The organism is Lewinellaceae bacterium (assembly GCA_020636135.1).
In the GTDB taxonomy this organism is placed as follows: Bacteria; Bacteroidota; Bacteroidia; order Chitinophagales; family Saprospiraceae; genus JAGQXC01.
This window is the reverse complement of the sequence record JACJYK010000003.1, coordinates 406,806-429,140: the sequence shown is the minus strand read 5'-3', so window position 1 is coordinate 429,140 and position 22,335 is coordinate 406,806. Positions and strand designations below refer to the sequence as shown.

Sequence of the window (22,335 nt, the reverse complement as noted above, 5' to 3'; positions counted from 1 at the left end):
TGTTTGATGACCTAACAATTTTCACCTATGCAAACCAAATGGATCTTCTTCCTCATACTTCCTGCCCTTTTCGTGCAGTGCTCCCGTGACGACATCACCACACTGGACACTGAAACACCAGTGATCGAAGGCTATTTGAACGCCGGAGCACCCCTGGATTCTGTACGGATCACTTTGAGTTACTCCTATGCCCGGGCAGATACCAATCTGATTACTCTGGATGACTTGCAGGTCCGGGTTTCTTCGGGTGATCATGAAACGATGCTGACGCCGGTAGGATCGGGCTATTACCAGGATACCACCTACATCATTGAGGCAAAAAAAACTTACGCCATTGAATTTGAATGGAATGGTGAAACGATCCGGGCTCAGACCTATGTACCGGAAATGAAAACAGCTGTTATATCCCAGGATGAGATTGCGGTGCAGCAAATTGCCGCCGGATCCTTCCCGAATCCCGGTAGCATTGAGGTTGACCCGGTCGAAATCACCTGGGATAACACGGAGGGTGACTATTATTATGTGGTGATTGAAAATACTGCTGAAGACCCCGAATACATCAACGAGCGGTTTGCCGAGTTCGAAAACGGCAATGGCGGACCAGGCCGGTTTCGCATGATCAGCCGCCCCCAGATCACTGATTTTTATGCCATCAATGCCTTCCGGGATCTCACTCAGTTCGGATTGCATCGGGTGGTGATCTTCCGGGTCAACCCGGAATATGCCGCTCTCTATGAATTATCGAGTACCTCAACCCAAAACATCACACAGCCACCCACCAATGTAGAAAACGGCTTAGGCATCTGGACCGGCATCAGCAGCGATACGGTATATTTGAATGTGGTGAAGAAATAATTAGCCACAGCAAGAATCATTATTCCCCATTTGCACCGGAGGGCATTTCACGGTACCATATGAACAGAAAACGCAGCAATCTCCTGGTTGCGGTTTCAAAATTGTGTGGCAATTTTCACATTCATAAAAAAACTGACACGCATCGGTAGGCATGGATTCTTCTTTCTGAAAACCACATTCGGGACACGTAATCGTCGAATGAATAATTACTTCGTCCATTTTTTCAGTCATTTTACCAAGATTGGGAATAATTACTAATTACTCCTTTCCTTATATATAACAACATCAACTTTGTGAACCAAATGAATGAGTTAATTCAGTTGGGTGGCAGTGTGTTTCTTCAGAGCGATTCTACCTCCCGATGAACGAAATTGGATAGCCGGTGCTTGATAAGCCATTTGTTTCCTTCCTTTACAAACTCATCCTTGTAGATGGTGTACAACGTAGTCTTCATTTGCTTCCCATCTTGCTCACCAATAAGGATCACCCGACAATAAGAGGTGGCTGTTGCCGTATTTTCAGTTAAATCAACAATGGTTTGCTGACCGTTTTGGTGGTACACCGTATGGAAGTTGGAGAGGAAACCTGAGAACGCCTGCTTTAACTGTTCCCGCCCCTTCAACACACTGCTTTGCCCGTTGGATATGCTTTCCACTTCGCCATCTTCGGTAAACAGCAACACCTGCTGGTCTATATCTTTGGTATCGGCAAGGTTGGAGAATTCATCGGCTACATATTTGATCGCCCTCTTGTCCTCAATGGCGGTTAATCGTTGTTCTATAGTCTTATTCATGTCTTGTGCTATTGATAGAATTGGAGCTAAAAGAATTAATAAAGAAGTTAGATATCCTTTCATGTTGATGGGTGTTTATTCTGCAATGAATTAATTTTTGTTTGTTGCGAACCAGGCCAGAATTAAATCGGCTATCTGCTGATTGTTCGTATCCATCATCAGCATGTGACTGTTGCCCTTGATGCCCATTTGTGGCAGGAAAAAAGTCTCTGCTTTACCACCCCTTTTCTTTAGCCGCTCTATAAGGCTGTTCCATCCGTCGTAGGCTTCTTTCCAGCTATGACCCGGAACGCCTGTTTCCGCTTCTATATTGTCGCCAAATACCAGAAGCACGGGTATGTTCTTTAGTTTCGCTACCTGTGCATCGGTATAGTTGGCGCCGGTGCCGCCCGGCTCAATCAAAACAAGGGCATCTATCCCTTCGGGATTAAGCAAGGCAGTTTGTACCGGAAATGCACCCGATTGCGAATGGCTGACCAGCACTGTGTGTTTCAAGTCTTTTGCCAAAAGAGACAGGTTCCTGAAATTGACGTCAGGACTGGTGACTGTTGCTGCCGTGAACGGAATGCTTTGTTTTGAAAATTCGGTGTAGGCTTCTGCAGGAAATTTTGAGGCTACTAAAGCCTTCTTCAAACTGTCGGCAAAACGGAAATTCAACAATGTATTTTCATCGGAAATACGGAAAAGGAGCGGTAGTTCAGATGGTTCAATCTCTTTGTTTCTTGCACGATTGTAGGCTTTGGCATTGAAGCCGGAACGCCCAATGCCTACCTGGTCAACTACAAAGGTGGCGTGTCCTTTTCGGGCAAAATATTCGTTCCAGCCCATGCGACCGTCGGGAGTTGTTTCGTAGGTTTTTCCGCTTAGTGTGATGCCGTGGATAAAAACAAATGACGTGCTGTCCACCTGTTTTTGCGGCACCATAAAATTCACATACATCTGGTTGACGGTAATATGCCCTTCCGGAAAGAAATTACCCATCTCTGAACGGGTTTGCAGTTCGGTTTCTCCACCCACATAAAAGCTGCCCACAGATTTCAGCACCAACGGCTCTGCATCCGTTTTAATGTCACTCCATTTTTGGGCAAAAGAAAAAGTGCAGATAAAAATGAAGCTTATTAGCAATGAGATTTTTTGCATGACAGCCATTACAAGTTTGTGTGAACAGATTGTGGCGAACGGAAGCCGATAACCGGGATGGCTTCCAATTCTTGTCGCAATTGGGTTAGTTCGGCATTGGTAAACTCAACGTTTCTTCCGCCGATGTTTTCCATCAAGTGAGCCGGATTGGTAGTGCCTGGAATGGGAACAATGAACGGCTTTTGCGCCAATAACCATGCTAATGAAATCTGTGCCGATGTTGCGTTCTTTTTTTCACCCCACGTCTTTGCCAACTCTGTTACTTTCAGGTTGGCTTCTAATGCTTCCGGTGTGAAGTAAGGAACACCTGCCCGGCGAAAACCTTGTTCAGGTTTATAATTTTTATCAAACCGTTCAGTAAGCATCCCACGGCACAACGGTCCCCAGGGTACGAAAGCAATGCCTAATTCTTCGCAAAGCGGCAGCATTTCGTGTTCCATTACTCTTTCCAGCATGGAGTATTCTGATTGCAATGCGGTAACGGGCTGCACTGCGTGGGCTTTGCGAATAGTGGCAGGCGATACTTCCGATACGCCAAAGTTCCGCACCTTGCCTTGTTGAATAAGGTCTTTTACGGTTCCTGCAATGTCTTCGATGGGCACATTCGGGTCCATGCGGTGCAGGTAGAGCAAATCAATGTGGTCGGTTTGAAGGCGTTTCAACATGCCTTCCACGGCTGAACGAATGTGCGCCGGTTGGCTGTTTTTACCAGTAGTTTGATTGCCGTTGAAATCAAAACCAAACTTGGAAGCAATCTTCACTTTATTGCGGTAAGGCTTCAGGGCTTCGCCTACAATCTCTTCGCTGTAAAACGGTCCATACACTTCGGCAGTGTCAAAAAAATCAACGCCGTTGTCAACTGCGGTGCGAATAACTTTAATCATTTCTTCCTTGGGTTGGGGTGGGTTGTACACGCCTGCCATGCTCATGCAGCCCAAGCCAATAGGCGACACTTCCAGACTGCCTATTTTGCGTTTCTTCTTACTTTCAGAAGCGGCTGGCATAGTTCCTTTACTTGTGGCACAGGAAGACAATATCGAGGCACCCAGAGCTATCCCCGTGGTTGCAATGACTGTATTCTGCAAAAATTTTCTCCGGTTTATTTCTTTGCTCATGGTTGACTATTTATTTTTTGGTAATGGTGTTTTGCCATTTGTTCCTTTAGACGATGTTCCAAGGCTTGTTCCTATATCATGTGATACTTTTAAATTTTCAGGTGCCCTGTCTCCAAATACGCCGATGGATGCAAACCCTGCTTCCAGTTCGGCTATATCAGCGGCAGAAAGTTTCACCTTTGCAGCACCTAAGTTTTCCTGCATGTGCGGAATGAGCCTTGTGCCGGGAATGGGAACAATAAAAGGCTTCTTTGCCAGCAGCCACGCAAGTGCTATCTGACCGGAAGTAGCATTGTAACGGTTGCCTATTTTTTGCAACAGGTCAACAAGCCCTTTGTTTTTTGCCAATGCTTCTTTTGTGAAGCGTGGAAAGTTTAAGTTTTTGCGAATGTCGCCTTCGGCAAAGGGATAGTCGGGTGTAACCTTGCCGGTAAGATAACCCATACCCAAGGGGCTCCACGGAACAAAGCCGATACCCAATTCTTCACATACCGGAATGACTTCCCCTTCCGGGTCTCTTGTCCAGAAAGAGTATTCGTTTTGAATGGCTGTTACTGGATGTTCTTTGTGTGCCCGGCGAATGGTGGCTGCTCCTGCTTCTGATAATCCGTAGTGGCGTATTTTACCTGCATTAATCAAATCTGCCATAGCGCCTGCAACATCTTCAATAGGAACTTGTGGGTCAACGCGGTGCTGGTATAGTAAATCAATGTAATCGGTATGTAATCGTTTGAGCATGTAATCAACTGCCTGTTTAACGTGTTCCGGCCGACTATTCAAGCCACCTTTCATTTCACCAGTATTGAAGTCAATGTCGAATCCAATTTTGGAAGCAATGACCACTTCGTTTCGGTAGGGTTTTAAAGCCTCACCGGTTATTTCTTCGCTTTTATGCGGCCCATAAATCTCGGCGGTATCAAAAAAGCGAATACCTGCTTCGTAAGCTATCCGGATAAGTTGAATCGAATCTTCTCTTCTTGGAAGATTTCCGTAAGCCCAGGCGATATTCATACAACCAAACCCTAGCTCAGTAACCTCTAATTCACCTAGTTTTCTGGTTCGTATTTCTAGAGCACTAGAAAACAGCGAGTTTGGCATAGCGCTACTCATCCCTGATAATGGATTATTAATTGTTAATCCTAGCCCTGCTAAGCTGGATTGGAGGATGAAATCTCTGCGATTAATATGCTTGTTTGTCGACATCACCTGAATCATTTTGTACAAAACAAAGGTAAGATGAACGGCACAAAGCAATACGACATATTTTTCGGTGTTACTTGCACATATTTCTGTATTTTTGCCTTCACGTGGACCCTAAAGAACTTTATCGCTGTTTTTGCATAATACAATAGACACAAATGCCGGATTCAATGCTACTGGAAAAGAAAGTATACGAAAAGGAAATATTGGTAGTCGAAAGTCTGGGAAGTGATGTCATTCCTCCTGACTTTATGCAGACTTATTTCACGCACATCCTATGCCAGGATGGTGGTGGTCAGTTTAGCATGAGCGAAAGGAAATGGTCTATCAGGAAGAATGATATAGTCCTTTTTCTACCAAATGCAGAAGTCCGTGATTTGATGTTTACGCCCGATTTCAGGGCTACCTTCCTCTTGGTATCTTTTGACTTAATGAGCAAAAATAACCCTGATATTGGCTGGGGAATCAGAGGTTATTTGTTTTCAAAAGAAAATCCTGTTGTAAGTTTGGAAGAAAGTGTTGCTCAAAAATGTAAACATGATTTTCTTCTTCTAAAAGGAAGATATGAGGATACTGATCATCTGTTCCGCACTGAAATTATCAATTTGCAACTACAAATATTCGTCATGGAAATGTGGAATGTTTTTGCCGACAAAATGGAACGTCTAATTAAAAGTAATGAGAAAGGGTCACTATTCCAGCGATTCATGCAATTAGTACAATTGCATTGTTTGGAGCACCGGGAAGTAGAATTCTATGCAAATCAGCTATTCATCACTCCAAAATACCTCTCAGAAATTTGCAAGAAAACCAGTGGAAAAAATGCGTCGGAATGGATTCAGAATTTTACCACGACCAACCTTATCCTTTTACTTCGCAACGAGAACTTAACCTTTACCGAAATTGCTGATACGATGAATTTTTCTAGCCAATCATTTTTCAGTCGATATGTGAAAAAAGTCTTGGGTCTTTCTCCTACTGAGTATCGTGCAAGGTTTACTTAGAAGTGAATGTATTTTCTCCACATAGAGTCGTATCATTCCTTTCCCTTGTAACTGTGGTTGGCTTCGATGGTCAGTTTTTCCAACCAACCGGTGGGTACATTCCCGGTCATGGCAGGATAAGCAAATTAGCTATCCAGAGTGGCCGTATTTTAGTGTTCCACCCCCGGTTGACATTTGATCACATCACCTTTTTAGAACTTAACCTTTACCGAAATTGCTGATACGATGAATTTTTCTAGCCAATCATTTTTCAGTCGATATGTGAAAAAAGCCTTGAGTCTTTCTCCTACTGAGTATCGTGCAAGGTTTACTTAGAAGTGAATGTATTTTCTCCACATAGAGTCGTATTATTCCTTTCCCTTATAACTACGGTAATCTTCTTCGGTTAATTTTTCCAGCCAAACGGTAGGTACATTCCCAGTCATCGCGAGATAGGCAAATTCACTGTCCGGAGTGGCCGCATGCCAGTGTTCCACCCCGGGTTGACATTTGACAACTTCTCCTTTTTTAACCAATTGGATTGGTTTACCCCGTTCCTGGTAATATCCTTCGCCTTCCGTAATGATCAGCTGCTGTCCCTTGGGATGCATGTGCCAGTCCAGTTTGGCGCCCGGTGCAAAAAAAGCATAAGCAATGTTGTAATCGAAGGTAGCATCCGCGTTGCTGACATGGGTTAACCATACATCTCCGGTGTGGTGCACATTGGCTGCTTTCTCACCTTTGGGGTAAAAACTTCCCTGGGCTACTGAATGATCCATCAGTGCAAGGACCCCGAACAGGATTATTAATGTGATCTTTTTCATGTATATCATTTTCGATTTTTGATTATTAATAATTGCGTTTCCTCTGAACAAAGTCCTATTGTCATTTCGACCGAAGGCGAAGAATGAGCCGTAGCGGAGAAATCTAAATGCCCCGAGATTGCAGTTGGGCCCGCATCTTAAAGGCCTTTTCAATCACGTCCAGCCGCGCTTTTCTGGGGTCCGGCTTGGCGACCGCTTTTCCATCGGGCTGTACATCCAGAATCTCATTTGTTTCGCTGGAATATAGGGGCCATTCCGGCAATCCGGTTCCATTCGGGTTACCGGTTTTGGCAAAGTTAACCCAATAGGCATGCATGACTTTGGCAACCTCTTTTTCCTCTTCGGTAGGAGGCGGTGGCGGAGGCCCAAATCCCCCAACCCCCAGATTATTGAATACAAAGCCTACTTCACTGCCGTGTCCGGCACCATAACGTGCCCACTGTTTAAAAGCAGCCGGGATGTATCCAAACTGGTATACATAGGTAGGTTCTCCTCGTTCGACAAAATACCGGGCTGTCATCCGTGCCGGTTCACCCCACACCCAGTCGGTATTAAAGAAAGTCTGCACTTCTTCAAATTCCTTGTTGCCGTCTGGATCGTAGGCTGCTTGTGCCTCCTTTTCCAAATCACCGAACTTGGAGAATAACTCTTCCTTCGTGGTGGCTATACTAACAAACGCACCACCAACCTCGGCACTGCAATTTCCGATAATCAGCGGAATCTTAGCCTGGTGGCCAGCCTGGTAGGCACTTTCCGCCGTTTCCACCACCAGTTTTCCATCGAGAATAGGCCCGGAATAGGTTCTTGGACCACCTTGCCCATCGGTTTCCTGGCCACCGTCCACAATTTCTTCCACAGGCAGCGCACGAAGTTTGGCGAGTGCGGCTGCATCGGTGCCTTCGATTCCGTGCTTCCTGGCAAAGTTTATTCCGATCGCTTCGGCAGAAACAGGATAAAGCGGATCAGCATTTTCTTGATTGATGGGTCTGCCGGTCAGTACGCCATTCCGGCCTCCGCTCGACTCCGCAATGGCTTTTTGAAACAATCCCCGGGCCGCCGGAATGGTCATCATGGAATGGACCGATACGCCACCGGCGGAAAAGCCAAAAATAGTCACATTACCCGGGTCACCACCAAAGGCAGCAATGTTATCGCGTACCCATTGCAGGGCAGCAATCTGATCCATGTAAGCATAACTGCCCTTAAACTCCTCAGGATGCTCAGCACTCAATGCCAGAAATGCAAAATGCCCGAGGCGTCCAAGCCGGTAGTTGATGGTGACCAGTAGTACACCCTGTTGGGCAAAATGACTTCCGTCAAGTTGGGGACTTGAACCGGAGCCTCCGGTAAAACCTCCGCCATGGATCCAAACCATGACAGGCATCCTGGCATCTGCTTTGTACCCGGCAGGTGTCCATACATTAAGATAAAGGCAATCTTCCGAAGAGCCTTCCTGGATGGTACCCGGAGCCGATCCCCAGCCGGACTGTGCGCAGTTGGGTCCAAACGCACTGGCATCACGCACGCCCTCCCAGGCAGCTACCGGTTGCGGCGGACGCCAGCGAAATTCGCCTACCGGCGGTGCCGCAAAGGGGATCCCTTTAAAGCTTTCAACTTGCCCGTCTGATACTCCCCGCAGGTCCCCGGAAGCAATATGGACCACCGGTGTGGTATTGATATCCTTTTGTTGGGCCTGCAAGCTCCAAACAGCGATTAGGGCGAGGCCAATCATGAGTCTTTTCATATGCAGTTTTTACTATTTGATATTTTTTTGCCAGAAGCGAACCGCGTGATCCAGCCAACCTTCTGCGTCGGTACCCGTACCCAAACCAAATCCATGTCCAGCGGTCTCATAACGACGGTATTCAACAGTAACTCCGGCATTTCTTAAATGTGTTACACGAGTTTCAACAGTATGGACATTGGCAATTCCATCGTTGGCTGCCACCGTAATAAAGGTCGGTGGGAAGTCCGGTGAATAAGTGGATTGGCCGGTATAGGCCATGACTGCCATTGCCGGTTTGGGTAAATCGCCCCCACCATAGTGAGCCAAACCATCCAGTGCTATGTTGCCTACCATGCGGGCTCCAGCCGATACTCCCCACAGGGAATAATCCCTGGTGGAGATGTGCAGCACTTCAGCATTTTGGAATATATAAGCTATCGCTGCAGCGAGATCTTCGGTAGCCCATTGTCCACTGCCGATGCGATAGCGAATAACAAAAGCATTGTATCCTTTTTGACTGATGGCCACTGCCAACGGAAATCCCTCATGCAGAGAACCCACGTAAGAAAACCCTCCTCCGGGACAAATCAACGCGAAAGGAGCTCCCGGATCCCCCCGGAAGAAAAACAGTCCGGTATTACTTTTACGTGAGTCTTGCTGCTTTTGTTCCCGGGAGTAGAAATCGTAAAAAAGGGTCCGGCCATGCTCCACCTCGTCGATCATATGGTTCAGGGCTTCGACAACTACTTCAGGGTCTACATGACCATGATACGGCATCAGGCTACCGGCTTCTTGGAGCCGCCGGTTATAGTAACCGGAATTATCATCACGGGGCAGCAATAATTCACCAAAACCCCTGAAAGCCGGATGATTTACCACATCCCGTATCGAGTGGTCGATCGTCAGATGGCTGTGCATGGTTCCAGCTTCTTTTGATTCTCCTGTGCGATCATGCTGTTCAGTAATGAGTGTTTTGTCACTGGTACAACGCAATGGGATGAAGTGCAAAAGCCAGATGATCGGGTGAATCATAAATCAAGTATTCGGCTACCCATCCACTTCACGATTCCGGGATCCCGGTGATCAAAAAAGCTGCTGGTTTTTAGGTCCAGCGCTGCAATAGCCGTCATGTCTTCTTCACGTATCTCAAAATCGAATACATTGAAATTTTCCTTGATCCTTTCTGTTTTGACCGATTTCGGGATCGCTACAATTCCCCTTTGGATGAGCCAGCGGAGTACCACCTGCGCCACGCTTCTTTTGTATTTGGCAGCAATAGCCAGGAGTAATTCATTCTGAAAAAGGATATTCCTTCCTTCGGCAAATGGCCCCCAGGACTCGATCTGAACCCCATTTTCGATTAAAAACTGCTGCGTTTCAATTTGCTGATTGAATGGATGCGTTTCTATCTGGTTGATCGCCGGAGGCACTTCGTTAAAGGTGATCATATCCATGACCCGGTCCGGTTGAAAATTGCTCACACCAATGGCTTTAATCTTCCCCGCCTTATACAGTTCTTCCATGGCTCGCCAAGATCCGTGTACGTCCCCATAGGGTTGATGGATCAGGTAGAGATCCAGATAATCGAGTTGCAGTTTGTTCAATGATTTTTCGAAAGCCAGTTTGGTTTTATCATAACCGTTATCCTGGACCCAGCATTTGGTGGTAATGAACAGCTCTTCTCTTGGTACGGCACTCTTTGCAATGGCATTGCCCACTGCCGTTTCATTCATATACGATGCGGCGGTATCGATCAACCGATATCCGGTTGCGATGGCTTCCAGTACACATCGTTCGCATTCCTGTTGGTCCGCCATTTGGAATACCCCAAATCCCAGGATGGGCATGTCAACCCCATTGTTGAGTTTTACCGTTTGCATGTTTTTATTTATTAATGATCCAAAATTACATCGGCGTTTATCGATATCACTTACCCCAATTACGGATATCCCTACCATAATTACGGATTGCCTGAAAACAACAGGATTTAAACCGGATCAATTACTAATTTCGGGTATACGTTATTCGATATGAGCGAAATAAAAGATCTGGTTACGGTCAATGATTACTGCTCCGGGCTAAAGTTATCCGCTCTCCATCCGCTGGTTAGTGTCCTGGATGTATCGGAAGGTACCTGGCCCAAACAGGAAATCGCCGAAGCGGTTCGCTATCATTTTTATGCCGTTTTCCTGAAGCAAGGTCAGCAGTGTACCATATCCTATGGGCGGCAAAATTACGATTACCAGGACGGGACCCTGGTCTTTGTTGGCCCGGGACAAGTCGTAAACATTGGAAACGTCGAAGCTGATTTTAAGCCTTCCGGTTACGCACTTCTATTTCATCCCGATTTGCTCTGGGGGACTCACCTGGGGAATAACATGGATAACTATACTTTTTTCTCGTATGAATTGCACGAGGCATTGCATATGTCCCAGAAGGAACGGCAGATCGTCCTGGACATCTTTGAAAAAATTCATTACGAACTTTCCCATGGTATAGACAAACACAGCAAGCGACTAATTATATCCAATATTGAACTCTTCCTCAATTACTGCACCCGTTTTTACGACCGGCAGTTCATCACCCGGGATGTCGTGAATAAAGGAATACTGGAACGGTTTGAACAATTATTGGATCGCTATTTTAGTTCGGATGAACCGCATAGCCTGGGTGTTCCTTCCGTAGCCTGGTGTGCCGACGAACTTCATTTATCTGCCAACTATTTCGGGGACCTGATCAAAAAAGAAACGGGGGTATCCGCCCAGGAATACATCCAATTAAAAGTAATCAAAGTAGCTAAGAAATTAATTTTCGACCGGAATAAATCCATCAGTGAGATCGCCTACGATCTGGGCTTTAAATATCCGCAACATTTCACACGACTTTTTAAGCAGAAAACAGGTGTCACGCCCAATGAATTCAGGAGTTTGAATTGAGGTTTGGTAACCGGTATATTCAGCCCGAAGATGACATTAGCCGTAAAAATGGCAAGCTGATTTGGTCGGTTCACTTTTTACAGATTATTGGGGCAAAATCCGCACGGTAGCTGCTTTGGCGCGTGCACTTACCATGGGCGACAAATAAGGACTGCCGCTGTATTTTTGTTTGTATGCATGGTCAATTAGAGCTTCCAATTCTGGTGCTATGTCTGTTTCAAATACCACCTCTTTGACCATTCCGGCGGCATAGATCCTACCGGTTTTTTGAGTTTGGGCTGCTTTATACCAGCTTGAACGAACACCGTTGTAGGCGCGTACGTACATGTCGCCGTTTATAGCTACTACCCAAATCCACGTAGGTGTACCGTAGCTTAATCCGTTATCCCGGAGAACTGAAATCTTTAGGTCATCCGCTTCGATCATTTGGTTCAATTCTTCAGGATTGAATTTTTGGCTGGAATGATTCATGATCTGCATGGTATTATTCATTTTAGAGATAAAATCCAATTAAAATTGGCAAGGATTAAAATGGTTGTAGTTGCGCGCTGGTAAAGCAGTTTTGTTTATCCTTATTTCAGTTTGTGCCGAAAAGCTAGTCCTGGTTCCACGAAAAGCGAAAAGCGAACGGCGTATAGCGAACCGCGCTCCCAAATTTACCTGTTAATCTATCTCGGCAACAGTCTCTGGCTTTGCCCGTTTGTTATTTTACGTATTGCTCATCCGTAACCTTCTCCATCCAGGTCACTGCACTTCCATCCTTTTCCTCCTGGATGGCAATATGACTCATGGCTTTCTGAGGTGAAGCTCCGTGCCAGTGTTTTTCGTTTGGAGCGAACCAAACCACGTCACCGGGACGGATCTCTTCGATAGGACCTCCTTCCCGCTGCACCCAGCCTAATCCCGACTGGACGATCAAAGTCTGGCCGGCAGGATGGGTATGCCAGGCTGTCCGGGCACCAGGTTCAAACGTGACCAGCGCTCCCGCTGCCTTTGTCGATTCTTGTTTTTGAAACAAAGGATCAATACGAACATCACCGGTAAACCAGTCACCGGGTCCTTTGATCGATGGGAGTATTCCATTTTTAATGATTTCCATAATTGTTGTTTGATGTGTTTTAAGGATAAAGTATTATGCACTCAAAGGTTGTTATAGAATCTCCGGATGCATTTTATATTTAAAAAGTTTTTGTGCAAAAATCGCCAGATAATTACGCCAGTTGTTCCAGGTATGACCCCCTTCAGTCTCCAGGTATTCGTATTTCATGCCCATACTGTCCATTTTATCCCGGAAAGCCTTGTTGCCATTCAGGATCATTTCCATGTCTGCATTCCCGATAGCCATCCAGTACAGTTGATACCCGTTATCCAGCTGGGTTTTTAATTTTTCATCCGTATTTTCATAGATAGGAGAGGGTGTGTTATTCATGGGCCTGACCCCTAAGGCTGAAGAAAATAAGCCGATGTAATCAAACGTATTGGGATAATTCAAGGCGATGTTTGCAGTATGAAAACCACCCATGGATAAACCTGCGATTGCCCGGCTTTCTTTGGCATTGAGGGTCCGGTAATTCCCTTCCACAAATTTCATGACGTCAATAAACGTTTCTTCAAACTTCCCGTCCATGGTGTGCGGGAGCATGAAGGTCGGCTTTACAAACCCGTCACTACCTTCACCCGGAGCTGCCTCTTGTGAAACATTTCCATTCGTCATTACCACGATCATGGGTTTGGCTTTGCCCTGGGCAATGAGATTATCAAGAATTTCAGCAGCTCTGCCTGAACCTGTCCAGGCCAGTTCGTCGCCACCTACCCCGTGTAGTAAATAGAGGACAGGGTATTTTTCTGTATTGTTTTCATAACCCGGCGGGGTATAAACCGTCATTCTTCGCATTTTGTCATTACCCGGGGAATCATACCACCGGTAGGCCACGGTGCCGTGAGGAACATCCTGGACTTTATAAAGGTCAGCCTGCCCGCCTCCCAGAAGGAACACGCTGGAAAGATTACCTACATCCCGAATGGCAAAAGCATTGCTGGGATCCGTTGTTCGTGCACCATCAATGACAAAAAAGTACCGATAAAATTCTGAAGGCAACACCAAAGTCGTATAGCTCCAGACACCATCTTCTCCCTTTTCCATGTCATATGTAATGGGAGCAAATGCATGGGCCCCATCGAGGCTGCCGGAAACCTGCACCATTTCCGCTTCAGGTGCTTTTACCCGGAAAGTCACGGAATGATCTGCATTGATCTCCGGGGAAATAATGGGATTCTCATTGAAGAGGTCCTGTTGTGCGAATACCGAACAGGCAATTAATCCGCTTAAAATGAAGAAAATTAAACGTTTCATAATTGAAGTTTTTTGATAGAAGGGAGAGATTTTTTTAAATTTTCATCCGGCATAAACTGGAAAATGGCTTGACGTACCGTAATCCTTGATACGATCCATATTTATTAATATTTCCATGTCTGCATCCGTGATCACAAAATCTACTGCAGCATTGATTTTCATGTGTTCCGGATTAGCCGTTTTGGGTAATGGAAGCAAGCCAAGTTGCAGGTCGTAACGAATACCCAATTGCGGTATGGAAACACCGTACGATGCTGCCATTTCCGCAATCTGCTGGTTTTTCAGTAACTCACCATGGCCTACCGGGGAGTAGGCTTCCACCAGGATGTCATTATCCTGACAATACCGGATCAATTCGGATGGCGTGTTGCTGATGTGAGCCAAAATCTGGTTGACCATGGGTTTTACCGTGCACCCGGACAATATATTTTCGATGTCATCCTCGACGAAGTTCGATAGTCCGATAGAACGTAGTTTGCCGGCCTTATACGCCTCCTCGAGGGCCCGCCATGCTTCGCGGTTTCCTTCGTAGTAACGGTCTTCACCCAGGTATTTCATCCAGGGTTTGGGACTGTGAATGATCATCAGATCTATGTAGTCGAGTCCAAGGGCTTCTATCGATCCATGGATTGCCTTTACCGCTTCGTCGTACGTTTTTATTTCCGCTGCCAGTTTGGTGGTGACAAAAAGGTCATTTCTGTCCACACCACTTTCGCGGATACCCAGACCAACTCCGGCCTCATTTTGATAAGCCTGGGCGGTATCAATATGCCGGTAACCTAATGTTATGGCTGCTATAACGGCCGCTACGACGTGGTCATTATCGATCATCCACGTTCCCAGACCGAGTTTGGGAATTTCAACCCGGTTTGATAATTTATAATTTTCCTGTAAGATCATTTTTTTGATTTTTTGAAATTTAATAATGGATTGATATCTCCTGATTCTTTCTTAATTGAAATAAACTTCATCGGTGACCGGCTCCATCCATTCCACAATTCCTTTTTCGGTGTTCGGAATAAGATAGAGCTGTTGTAATGCGGTATCTGCACTTGCTCCATGCCAGTGCCGGACGTTGGGCGGGCACTTGACGACATCCCCTTTCCGCAGAACCTGTTTTGGTTGTCCCTCGATCTGGTGGTAACCGACACCATCCGTAATGATCAGAATCTGACCGGCCGGATGCGTATGCCAATTGCTACGGGCTCCGGGCTCGAAATAAACATTACCAACCAGCAGGTTATAGGTGGAATCACTGGGTACCAGTCCATAGTTATAGGCATTCCCGGTAAAAAATTCGGAAGGTCCCTTATCGCCCCTGGGAAAGATCGCTGAGACAAGATCTTGTGAACCATCGGCAATCGGATCCTCATTACCTGCTTGATTACCATTTGGGGTACATGCCATTATTTGTAGGGTTACCCAGATCGTTACGAATAATTTTGTAGGTGTCATGTTATTTATTCTACCATACAAAGATACGTGGGGTACGTATGTGATTTGTTACACATTGTACACGCATAATGTCACATTTTACGTATTTTAGTGCAAAGTGGATTTCGCGTGAAGACAGGGGATAAAAAAGATCCTCGTATCCTCCTTTTTGAGGTGGATAACGGATTGGAGTTTTTTGAAGACCATCTAAAATTTTTTCACGGGCATTACCATACGCATCTGTTTTGTCACCGTGGAGACATCCGGTTTTTATTCAATGACCGGCAATTGACCTGTCATAGTGGAGAGTTTTTATTCTGGTTTGCGGATAGCAAGCTGGGAGCGATCCATTGTACCGCGCATTTTAAAGCTTCTGTCCTGCTGGTGGAGAAAGATTTTCTGATCGATAACAACCCTGATCAGGGCTGGACCATCGATTCGCTGTTGTATTCCCGGGAGCATCCGGTAAAGACCGTAACGAAAGAAGACAAACAGCGGATTTTATCCAACTTCAAAAATCTGCATAACCGGTTTCAGGAGTTTGATCACCGTTTTTACGAAGAAGTGCTGAAACTGCAAATGCAAATCTTTATCCTGGAAATGTGGCACACCTTTGCCAATGCCTACGAACATCACAAGCGTAGTTTGCAGACCGGAACCTTGTATGAGCGCTTTATCCAACTGGTGGAGGAAAATTGCATGCGGGAACGAGAAGTACAATATTATGCCGACCAGCTTCACATTACCGCCAAATACCTCAATCACATCTGCAAAACAAATACGGGTAGCAGTGCTTCCCAATGGATATTGCGTTATACCCGGGAAAGGGTGATCGTTTTATTGCAAAATAAAAATCTGAATATCGCAGAGATAGCCGATGAAATGGAATTTTCCAGCCGGTCCTATTTTACCCGTTACGTGAAAAAATTATTGGGTGTTACCCCAAAGGATTACCGGGAACGATTGAATTAAATCCAAATTACATTCAAAAATACCCAGAATTTAAACCCCTTTTTCCGTGAAGTATTTTTTCCGGAACCAGAAGGCAACCCTGACCAGCAATACCAATGCGGGTACCTCCACCAACGGTCCGATTACTCCTGCAAATGCCTGTCCCGAATTAATTCCAAATACGGCAATGGCAACAGCTATCGCCAGTTCAAAGTTATTTCCAGCGGCTGTAAACGCAATAGCGGCAGTTTTGTCGTAATCAGCTCCCATAGCCTTGGTGACAAAGAACCCGATCAGGAACATCAATGCAAAATAGACCAGCAGGGGAATGGCAATCCGTATTACATCCATTGGAATTTGAACGATCAGTTCCCCTTTGAGGGAAAACATGACCACAATGGTAAACAGTAGAGCAATTAAGGTCATCGGTGAAATGGCGGGGATGAATTTATTTTGGTACCACGCTTCGCCTTTTGCTTTTACCAGGATCATCCGGCTCAGCAGTCCTGCCAGAAACGGAATGCCGAGATAAATGGAGACACTTGCAGCAATGGTCTTAATGGATATGTCCACAATGGCTCCCTGGAATCCGAATAATGGCGGGAGCTTGGTTATGAAGAGCCAGGCATAAAAGCTGTAGCCAAATACCTGGAAGATACTGTTCAGGGCAACCAGGCCTGCACCATACTCACTGCTGCCTTCAGCCAGGTCATTCCAGACCAGCACCATGGCAATACATCTGGCCAGCCCGATCAGGATCAGACCCGCCATATAATCCGGGTAATCGCGGAGAAATAAGAGGGCCAGTACAAACATCAAAACCGGTCCGACGATCCAGTTGAGCAGCAGGGAGATGGAGAGTATCTTCCCGTTCCGGAAAACCTGGGGCAACAGTTTGTAATTGACTTTGGCCAACGGCGGGTACATCATCAGGATCAACCCGATGGCGATGGGTATGTTCGTGCTGCCCCTGCGAAATGAATTGATAAAATTTGATGCCGAAGGGAATAAATACCCAATGCCTACTCCCGTGATCATGGCGAAAAATATCCACAGCGTGAGGTATTGGTCCAGGAAACTCAGTTTTTTCTGGGTCACTTTCGGGTATTTTAAGGCTTATTCAAACTGGAGAAAACAAACAGCATTTCCCGGGCGATATCCAGGCAGCGTTCATCGTACTTCTCCTCTTGGAGAAGGGTGTTGTCGTAGGCTTTGGGATCTTCAAACGGAAGGGAGATCCTGGATGCTGCAGTTGGAATAAAGGGACAGTTTTCATCCGCATGAGCACAGGTCATGACAGCCGCAAATCCAGTCTGGACATTGAATGGATCATCATAGGTTTTTGAAAAACCAATGATGGCCGGCTCGTTCGGATGATATTTTATGGCATAGACCGGATTGTTACCCTCGCCGTGTTTTTGGATGTCCAGTCCGGCTTTCTTCAGCGTAGTTGCTATCATAGGAAACATAGCGGTAACCTCGGTGCCTCCGGAATACGTATTGATGGTCTTAATTCCATAGTGAAAGGCAGCCACCTGCGCCCACACCTGTGCCAGGTGACTCCTTCTGGAGTTGTGCGTACAGATAAACAACAGATCCGATTTACCGGTCTCTTTTAGTCCTGCCTGTACAAATGCCGTCAATTGATGCAGTAGGACTTTCCTTTCCGGAGGAATTTGGTCAAATTCCGATTCAGCCTTACGGATGTACTGTTTGAGGAGTTGCATATCCATGGTTATCGATTGACTGAGTTGTCTTTGTGTCATTGCAGTGTAAATCCGTAAATTTCTTTAACAACAATCGCCTGAAGCCGGTGATTCGAATTGACTGAATAGGTCATTGAACAGCGCTTTGATAACTTCCCAACGGTCCGGATTGATGCAATAGCTGATGCGGGTACCTTCAATAGTGCCCTGGATGATCCCGATATCCCTCAGTTCCCGGAGGTGCTGGCTGATGGTTGCCTGCGCCAGGCCCAATTCCTGCACCAGGTCCCCATTGATGCAGGCATTCGTTTTGAGGAGATACTGAATGATGGCTACCCGCGCAGGGTGGTCAAATGCCTTGGCCGCCATAGCGATTTCATTCTGTATGTCGGTGAAAAGATCGGTCCGCGTTACGCCCATAATTATAAAAATAATATTGCAATATTACGATAATTCATCTCGGAATTTACAGCATTCTGGCAGAATAATATTGCACTATTTATTTGTACTTTGACTTTACGAAAGTTTACCGATATGATGGATCGAAGGTATTTCATGAAACAAATGTCCCGTACTGTGGCCACCTCCCTGGCTTTGCCCTATTTGAGCTATCCGGTTTTAGCTTCTGTGGCAAAATCTATTTCCGGGAATGATTATGTGGATACGGAGACGAGCTACGGGAAAATTCGCGGTATACGGACAACCGGCGTAAATATTTTCAAGGGAGTCCCGTATGCAGGAAAAGTTTCCGGGGCGAACCGGTTTCGACGCCCGGCGCCGCTGGAACCGTGGACCGGGGTTCGAGAGGCTGTCCAGTTTGGACCTCCTTCCATCCAGGCGCCGAGGCAAAATGAGCCCGCTCCCGCGGAAGACTGCCTGTTCCTGAACATCTGGACCCCGGCGAATGACCAGAAAAAACGGCCGGTCATGTTTTACAATCACGGTGGGGGGTATGTGATCGGATCGGGATCATCCTCCTGGCAGGACGGAGCCAATCTGGCCCGTTTTTTTGATGTAGTCGTGGTGGAAACCAACCACCGGCTGGGATTGCTGGGTTTTCTATATCTCGATGAATTACCCGGAGCGGACTTCGAAGGATCCGGTAATATGGGTTTACTGGATATCATTGCCGGTCTGCGATGGGTTCATGAAAACATCGCCGCATTTGGCGGCGACCCGGATAATGTGATGATTTTTGGCGAATCGGGTGGCGGCGGCAAAACATCCTGCTTGTATGCCATGCCTGAAGCATCACCTTATTTCAATAAAGCCTCCATAGAAAGTGGACCGGGAGTACGGATGACCACCAAAGAATCTGCGGCAGCCACCACAGCCCTGGTATTGAAGGAATTGAATCTTTCCCCCGGCAACTGGAAAAAACTATTGGATGTGCCAGCAAGCGATTTATTGGCAATCCAAAACAAAATTGCTTCCGTCGCACCCATGCTGCAAAAGTCTAAACGTACGAAAGTCGTACCAACCGGTTTTGGACCGGTGGTGGATGGCTACGCCTTGCTACATCATCCCTTCGACCCGCGAGCTCCGAAGATATCCCATGACAAACCGCTGATGGTTGGCTGGAATGAAGATGAGTTTACCTTCTTCGCCTGGCAAAACCAGGATACCAGCTTTACCACACTGGAATTCAACACCTTGCAGGCAAAACTGGAACCCCAATTCGGAACGGACACATCCAAGATTGTTGATACCTATCGGCAGGCTATGCCCACTGCCTCTGCTCCAGAGATCTTCATCGCCATTTCCTCAATCAATATGATGGGGCTGGGATCCATTGTCATCGCGGAAAAGAAAGCAAAACAAGGTGGAGCACCTGTGTATTTATACAATTTCGGCTATAAATCGGAGGTAAAGCTACCGGGCACGGACTTTCCGTTAGGCACGCCTCATGCCATGGATATCACCTTCAAATTCAACATTGAGGTGCCTCCCGACAAAGGAGGGCAGGTAAGATCAGGTTTAGGTGGCAGCCGTCCGGAACGTTACATCGCCTCGCAGCATATGGCTGAATTATGGACCACTTTTGCCCGTACCGGAGTACCCGCCGCGCAAGATGTTCCGGAGTGGCCGGGGTATAACTTGAAGACCAGGCCAACCATGCGGATTGATACGACGTGTACGGTGATCGAAGACCGGTATAAGCAGGAACTGGCCATGTGGAGATCCATTGGAAGACTTGAGTAACAGAATGGTGGCATTTATTATTTGCAATCCAGGTTCACAAAGTGGTTTTCTAGCGGTTTATACTTAACAGAATCCAAATGGAGACCGTGGTTAGCTGCTATCTATTGGACTGCGATCGAAATACTGATCGGACCATATCAATGAAATAGTTGGTTTTCAAAAGTAAGCATTCTTCGTGGGCGATCAATGGATATGTATCCTGTGGGAGGTTGATACTCGGGGTATTGAAACAGAACCAAAATGTTCTTATATCAAATACCTTATTAAAATCTGTACGTAAAGTCCATTCTTTGATGCAAAACTCTGATTACATAGATGGTTTCATCCTGAATACGGTAGACCAGCACATGTTGGCCTGTAGATAACGCTCTATATGGTTGGGGAAGGTCTTCTCGATAAGGTCCACTCAATGGATTACGCATCAATTGCTGGAGCGATTTGTCCAATATGTTCTTGTATCTATCCCATAGCTCTTCACCAAACTCCGAATGCGTATAGTTTTGTATATCCACCAGATCATCATAAGCTTCACCGGAGAGAATAAGCCGATGCATAGCCTATGGCTTAATTTCGTCCCGGTAAGGATGGCCTGCAAGTGAGGCTGCTTTCCCCTTATCAGCTATTTCGGTTAGTAATCCTGTTGAATAGGGTACTTCTCGTCCTTCCTGGATGCTGGCTTCTCCTTTTGCAATCTCCAACGCAATGGAAGACAATCGTCTTTGTTCATGAACTTCCATTTGCTTTCTGATGGCGTCCCTCGCTGCTTCCGAGATCGTATTGTAAAGGCCGGCTTTTACCTGACTTTCTAAAAAAGAAGTATAGGGATCATCAATATCTATTCTTGCCATAGCCTTATTGTTTAACTCAACTACAGTAAATGTACAGTAATTGGTAAGAAATAGTTCCAAAATGCTGTAACCCCAGGTTTCCACCTGGGGACAAAAAAGCCTGGTTTTTCAATCCAGACCTTGAAATAATGTCTCCTTATTACCAGGCATCAGCTTTTTAAAATTTCCAACAATTGATGATTCAGGTACAATTTCTCCTTACCAACTTGTTCACTTTTCAGATACCCGGCATCTTCCAATTCTTTTAAATAATTACCTACTGTTTTCAAATTCCCCAAGCCGGCTTCTTCCAAAAACTGCCTTTTACTATAGGGCAGCCTGAACAGTACTTCCATCAGGTCTTTGGAATACACTTTGGGCAATTTGGCTTGTATTTCAGCACCCATTGTGCCCATTAGTTTTTCGATCTGTGCAATGCGTTGGCGGTCCTTTTTTGCAGTGGTTTCAATCATGTCCAGCATGTAGTATATCCATCCCTGCCAGTCATTTTTCTCGGTTACTGCCCGCAGTTTTTTAAAATAAGCATCCTTTTTTTCCATAATATAACCGCTCAGAAACAAGGCTGGTAAGTCCAGTAAGCCGGTTAATTTCAAATAGAGAAGCAAAATGATCCTTCCTGTTCGACCATTACCATCAAAAAACGGGTGGATGGCCTCAAACTGGTAGTGGATGATGGCCATTTTTACCAGCGGGTCTATCTCATCTTCGGCATGGATGAAATCTTCCAGGTTTTTTAATTTTTCCCTTATTACGGCTTCGCCTTCGGGTGGGGTATATACCACTTTACCGGAGACCGGGTTCTTCAACTGGGTGCCTATTGAATTGCGAATGCTGGCACTGTTTGCTTTTATCACCTGCACCAGTTTGACAAACAAGTTGGTAGTAAGCAAGGGCTTTTGCTTCATTTCCTCCAACCCATACCATAGGGCATCTTTGTAATGCAGTACTTCCTTTACGGCAGAGTTGTCTATTTTTTTATCGGCAACGGATTGTTTGAATAACTCATCATGTGTGGTTATGATGTTTTCGATGGCCGAGCTGGCTCGCGCTTCCTGCAATTGGATGGTATCAATAAATAAGGTAGGATTGGGCAAGTTGGTAATGGCGCCTTTTAGCTCTGCAAGCGCCCGGCTGGCTTCAATTGTCTTTTTGAGAATAGCGGTAGTTTCTATCTCAACTTCAGGTGGTAAAAGCGGCAGTTCATTGTACGGCAAGTCTGGATTATAGGCCATTTACATTTATTTTTCATGCAAGGGCGTTTTTTTCACC

General features: G+C 45.9%; 25 protein-coding genes. 6 read left to right on the top strand and 19 right to left on the bottom strand.

Features of this window, described 5'->3' with window-relative positions:
- The first annotated feature begins 27 nt into the window (after positions 1 to 27).
- Positions 28 to 855: a DUF4249 family protein gene (locus H6570_21105; protein ID MCB9321792.1), complete on the top strand. Its 828-nt coding sequence runs from the start codon at positions 28 to 30 to the stop codon at positions 853 to 855.
- A 340-nt stretch (positions 856 to 1,195) separates the two neighbouring features.
- Here the strand turns inward: H6570_21105 and H6570_21100 are convergent, their stop codons facing one another.
- From H6570_21100 to H6570_21085, 4 genes are read right to left on the bottom strand one after another with little or no spacing between them, the layout of a single operon-like run.
- Entirely contained in the window at positions 1,196 to 1,711 is a 516-nt protein-coding gene (locus H6570_21100) for a nuclear transport factor 2 family protein (protein MCB9321791.1), read from the bottom strand.
- A 27-nt stretch (positions 1,712 to 1,738) separates the two neighbouring features.
- Positions 1,739 to 2,788: a hypothetical protein gene (locus H6570_21095; GenBank protein ID MCB9321790.1), complete on the bottom strand. Its 1,050-nt coding sequence runs from the start codon at positions 2,786 to 2,788 to the stop codon at positions 1,739 to 1,741.
- A gap of 8 nt (positions 2,789 to 2,796) precedes the next feature.
- Positions 2,797 to 3,903 (bottom strand): aldo/keto reductase, encoded by a 1,107-nt coding sequence (locus tag H6570_21090; GenBank protein MCB9321789.1) that lies wholly within the window; start codon positions 3,901 to 3,903, stop codon positions 2,797 to 2,799.
- Between the two features lie 6 nt (positions 3,904 to 3,909).
- The gene (locus H6570_21085) at positions 3,910 to 4,968 is read right to left on the bottom strand and encodes an aldo/keto reductase (GenBank protein ID MCB9321788.1); all 1,059 of its coding nucleotides are present in this window, start codon (positions 4,966 to 4,968) and stop codon (positions 3,910 to 3,912) included.
- A 305-nt stretch (positions 4,969 to 5,273) separates the two neighbouring features.
- On the opposite strand from H6570_21085, the gene H6570_21080 reads away from it, so the two are divergent.
- A complete protein-coding gene (locus H6570_21080; protein MCB9321787.1) occupies positions 5,274 to 6,107 on the top strand; it encodes an AraC family transcriptional regulator in 834 nt (277 codons plus the stop codon).
- A 225-nt stretch (positions 6,108 to 6,332) separates the two neighbouring features.
- On the top strand, positions 6,333 to 6,422 hold the full coding sequence (locus H6570_21075; protein ID MCB9321786.1) for a hypothetical protein: 90 nt from the start codon (positions 6,333 to 6,335) through the stop codon (positions 6,420 to 6,422).
- Between the two features lie 32 nt (positions 6,423 to 6,454).
- On the opposite strand, the gene H6570_21070 is transcribed toward H6570_21075, so the two are convergent.
- From H6570_21070 to H6570_21055, 4 genes are all read right to left on the bottom strand, one after another.
- Entirely contained in the window at positions 6,455 to 6,910 is a 456-nt protein-coding gene (locus tag H6570_21070; protein ID MCB9321785.1) for a cupin domain-containing protein, read from the bottom strand.
- Between the two features lie 103 nt (positions 6,911 to 7,013).
- The gene (locus tag H6570_21065; protein ID MCB9321784.1) at positions 7,014 to 8,654 is read right to left on the bottom strand and encodes a carboxylesterase family protein; all 1,641 of its coding nucleotides are present in this window, start codon (positions 8,652 to 8,654) and stop codon (positions 7,014 to 7,016) included.
- 12 nt (positions 8,655 to 8,666) lie between these two features.
- The gene (locus H6570_21060) at positions 8,667 to 9,524 is read right to left on the bottom strand and encodes an alpha/beta hydrolase (protein ID MCB9321783.1); all 858 of its coding nucleotides are present in this window, start codon (positions 9,522 to 9,524) and stop codon (positions 8,667 to 8,669) included.
- Between the two features lie 140 nt (positions 9,525 to 9,664).
- Positions 9,665 to 10,516 carry an aldo/keto reductase gene (locus H6570_21055; GenBank protein MCB9321782.1) on the bottom strand — a complete coding sequence of 284 codons (852 nt, stop codon included), beginning with the start codon at positions 10,514 to 10,516 and terminating at the stop codon, positions 9,665 to 9,667.
- Between the two features lie 150 nt (positions 10,517 to 10,666).
- Here H6570_21055 and H6570_21050 point away from each other — a divergent pair, with 150 nt between their 5' ends.
- Complete coding sequence (locus tag H6570_21050; protein MCB9321781.1) at positions 10,667 to 11,572, top strand: helix-turn-helix transcriptional regulator; 906 nt, start codon at positions 10,667 to 10,669, stop codon at positions 11,570 to 11,572.
- 84 nt (positions 11,573 to 11,656) lie between these two features.
- On the opposite strand, the gene H6570_21045 is transcribed toward H6570_21050, so the two are convergent.
- The 5 genes from H6570_21045 to H6570_21025 all read right to left on the bottom strand — a co-directional run bounded on the left by H6570_21045 (position 11,657) and on the right by H6570_21025 (position 15,332).
- Positions 11,657 to 12,043, bottom strand: coding sequence for a DUF2255 family protein (locus H6570_21045; GenBank protein MCB9321780.1), 387 nt, complete (start codon positions 12,041 to 12,043; stop codon positions 11,657 to 11,659).
- 232 nt (positions 12,044 to 12,275) lie between these two features.
- Positions 12,276 to 12,671 (bottom strand): cupin domain-containing protein, encoded by a 396-nt coding sequence (locus H6570_21040; protein MCB9321779.1) that lies wholly within the window; start codon positions 12,669 to 12,671, stop codon positions 12,276 to 12,278.
- 51 nt (positions 12,672 to 12,722) lie between these two features.
- Positions 12,723 to 13,925, bottom strand: a complete 1,203-nt coding sequence (locus H6570_21035; protein MCB9321778.1) for an esterase — start codon at positions 13,923 to 13,925, stop codon at positions 12,723 to 12,725.
- 42 nt (positions 13,926 to 13,967) lie between these two features.
- Positions 13,968 to 14,825 carry an aldo/keto reductase gene (locus H6570_21030; GenBank protein ID MCB9321777.1) on the bottom strand — a complete coding sequence of 286 codons (858 nt, stop codon included), beginning with the start codon at positions 14,823 to 14,825 and terminating at the stop codon, positions 13,968 to 13,970.
- A 51-nt stretch (positions 14,826 to 14,876) separates the two neighbouring features.
- Complete coding sequence (locus tag H6570_21025; protein MCB9321776.1) at positions 14,877 to 15,332, bottom strand: cupin domain-containing protein; 456 nt, start codon at positions 15,330 to 15,332, stop codon at positions 14,877 to 14,879.
- A 156-nt stretch (positions 15,333 to 15,488) separates the two neighbouring features.
- On the opposite strand from H6570_21025, the gene H6570_21020 reads away from it, so the two are divergent.
- Complete coding sequence (locus tag H6570_21020; protein MCB9321775.1) at positions 15,489 to 16,331, top strand: helix-turn-helix transcriptional regulator; 843 nt, start codon at positions 15,489 to 15,491, stop codon at positions 16,329 to 16,331.
- 30 nt (positions 16,332 to 16,361) lie between these two features.
- On the opposite strand, the gene arsB is transcribed toward H6570_21020, so the two are convergent.
- Genes arsB through H6570_21005 form a run of 3 tightly spaced genes read right to left on the bottom strand, consistent with a single transcriptional unit; the run spans position 16,362 to position 18,436 of the window.
- The gene (gene arsB / locus H6570_21015; protein MCB9321774.1) at positions 16,362 to 17,408 is read right to left on the bottom strand and encodes an ACR3 family arsenite efflux transporter; all 1,047 of its coding nucleotides are present in this window, start codon (positions 17,406 to 17,408) and stop codon (positions 16,362 to 16,364) included.
- Positions 17,409 to 17,419: 11 nt separating this feature from the next.
- Positions 17,420 to 18,043 carry a protein-tyrosine-phosphatase gene (locus H6570_21010; GenBank protein MCB9321773.1) on the bottom strand — a complete coding sequence of 208 codons (624 nt, stop codon included), beginning with the start codon at positions 18,041 to 18,043 and terminating at the stop codon, positions 17,420 to 17,422.
- A gap of 57 nt (positions 18,044 to 18,100) precedes the next feature.
- On the bottom strand, positions 18,101 to 18,436 hold the full coding sequence (locus H6570_21005) for a winged helix-turn-helix transcriptional regulator (GenBank protein MCB9321772.1): 336 nt from the start codon (positions 18,434 to 18,436) through the stop codon (positions 18,101 to 18,103).
- A 135-nt stretch (positions 18,437 to 18,571) separates the two neighbouring features.
- Here H6570_21005 and H6570_21000 point away from each other — a divergent pair, with 135 nt between their 5' ends.
- Positions 18,572 to 20,218, top strand: coding sequence for a carboxylesterase/lipase family protein (locus tag H6570_21000; GenBank protein ID MCB9321771.1), 1,647 nt, complete (start codon positions 18,572 to 18,574; stop codon positions 20,216 to 20,218).
- 263 nt (positions 20,219 to 20,481) lie between these two features.
- Here H6570_21000 and H6570_20995 read toward each other — a convergent pair whose 3' ends face one another.
- From H6570_20995 to H6570_20985, 3 genes are all read right to left on the bottom strand, one after another.
- On the bottom strand, positions 20,482 to 20,772 hold the full coding sequence (locus H6570_20995) for a type II toxin-antitoxin system RelE/ParE family toxin (GenBank protein ID MCB9321770.1): 291 nt from the start codon (positions 20,770 to 20,772) through the stop codon (positions 20,482 to 20,484).
- A gap of 3 nt (positions 20,773 to 20,775) precedes the next feature.
- Complete coding sequence (locus H6570_20990; GenBank protein MCB9321769.1) at positions 20,776 to 21,066, bottom strand: type II toxin-antitoxin system ParD family antitoxin; 291 nt, start codon at positions 21,064 to 21,066, stop codon at positions 20,776 to 20,778.
- A 149-nt stretch (positions 21,067 to 21,215) separates the two neighbouring features.
- The gene (locus H6570_20985) at positions 21,216 to 22,298 is read right to left on the bottom strand and encodes a Fic family protein (protein ID MCB9321768.1); all 1,083 of its coding nucleotides are present in this window, start codon (positions 22,296 to 22,298) and stop codon (positions 21,216 to 21,218) included.
- Positions 22,299 to 22,335 lie beyond the last annotated feature (37 nt).

Coding starts and splice junctions, on each gene's coding strand:
- H6570_21105 (MCB9321792.1), top strand. CDS start 28: ATGCAAACCAAATGGATCTTCTTCCTCATACTTCCTGCCCTTTTCGTG.
- H6570_21100 (MCB9321791.1), bottom strand. CDS start 1,711: ATGAAAGGATATCTAACTTCTTTATTAATTCTTTTAGCTCCAATTCTA.
- H6570_21095 (MCB9321790.1), bottom strand. CDS start 2,788: ATGCAAAAAATCTCATTGCTAATAAGCTTCATTTTTATCTGCACTTTT.
- H6570_21090 (MCB9321789.1), bottom strand. CDS start 3,903: ATGAGCAAAGAAATAAACCGGAGAAAATTTTTGCAGAATACAGTCATT.
- H6570_21080 (MCB9321787.1), top strand. CDS start 5,274: ATGCTACTGGAAAAGAAAGTATACGAAAAGGAAATATTGGTAGTCGAA.
- H6570_21075 (MCB9321786.1), top strand. CDS start 6,333: ATGAATTTTTCTAGCCAATCATTTTTCAGTCGATATGTGAAAAAAGCC.
- H6570_21070 (MCB9321785.1), bottom strand. CDS start 6,910: ATGAAAAAGATCACATTAATAATCCTGTTCGGGGTCCTTGCACTGATG.
- H6570_21065 (MCB9321784.1), bottom strand. CDS start 8,654: ATGAAAAGACTCATGATTGGCCTCGCCCTAATCGCTGTTTGGAGCTTG.
- H6570_21055 (MCB9321782.1), bottom strand. CDS start 10,516: ATGCAAACGGTAAAACTCAACAATGGGGTTGACATGCCCATCCTGGGA.
- H6570_21050 (MCB9321781.1), top strand. CDS start 10,667: ATGAGCGAAATAAAAGATCTGGTTACGGTCAATGATTACTGCTCCGGG.
- H6570_21045 (MCB9321780.1), bottom strand. CDS start 12,043: ATGAATCATTCCAGCCAAAAATTCAATCCTGAAGAATTGAACCAAATG.
- H6570_21040 (MCB9321779.1), bottom strand. CDS start 12,671: ATGGAAATCATTAAAAATGGAATACTCCCATCGATCAAAGGACCCGGT.
- H6570_21035 (MCB9321778.1), bottom strand. CDS start 13,925: ATGAAACGTTTAATTTTCTTCATTTTAAGCGGATTAATTGCCTGTTCG.
- H6570_21030 (MCB9321777.1), bottom strand. CDS start 14,825: ATGATCTTACAGGAAAATTATAAATTATCAAACCGGGTTGAAATTCCC.
- H6570_21025 (MCB9321776.1), bottom strand. CDS start 15,332: ATGGCATGTACCCCAAATGGTAATCAAGCAGGTAATGAGGATCCGATT.
- H6570_21010 (MCB9321773.1), bottom strand. CDS start 18,043: ATGGATATGCAACTCCTCAAACAGTACATCCGTAAGGCTGAATCGGAA.
- H6570_21005 (MCB9321772.1), bottom strand. CDS start 18,436: ATGGGCGTAACGCGGACCGATCTTTTCACCGACATACAGAATGAAATC.
- H6570_21000 (MCB9321771.1), top strand. CDS start 18,572: ATGAAACAAATGTCCCGTACTGTGGCCACCTCCCTGGCTTTGCCCTAT.
- H6570_20995 (MCB9321770.1), bottom strand. CDS start 20,772: ATGCATCGGCTTATTCTCTCCGGTGAAGCTTATGATGATCTGGTGGAT.
- H6570_20990 (MCB9321769.1), bottom strand. CDS start 21,066: ATGGCAAGAATAGATATTGATGATCCCTATACTTCTTTTTTAGAAAGT.
- H6570_20985 (MCB9321768.1), bottom strand. CDS start 22,298: ATGGCCTATAATCCAGACTTGCCGTACAATGAACTGCCGCTTTTACCA.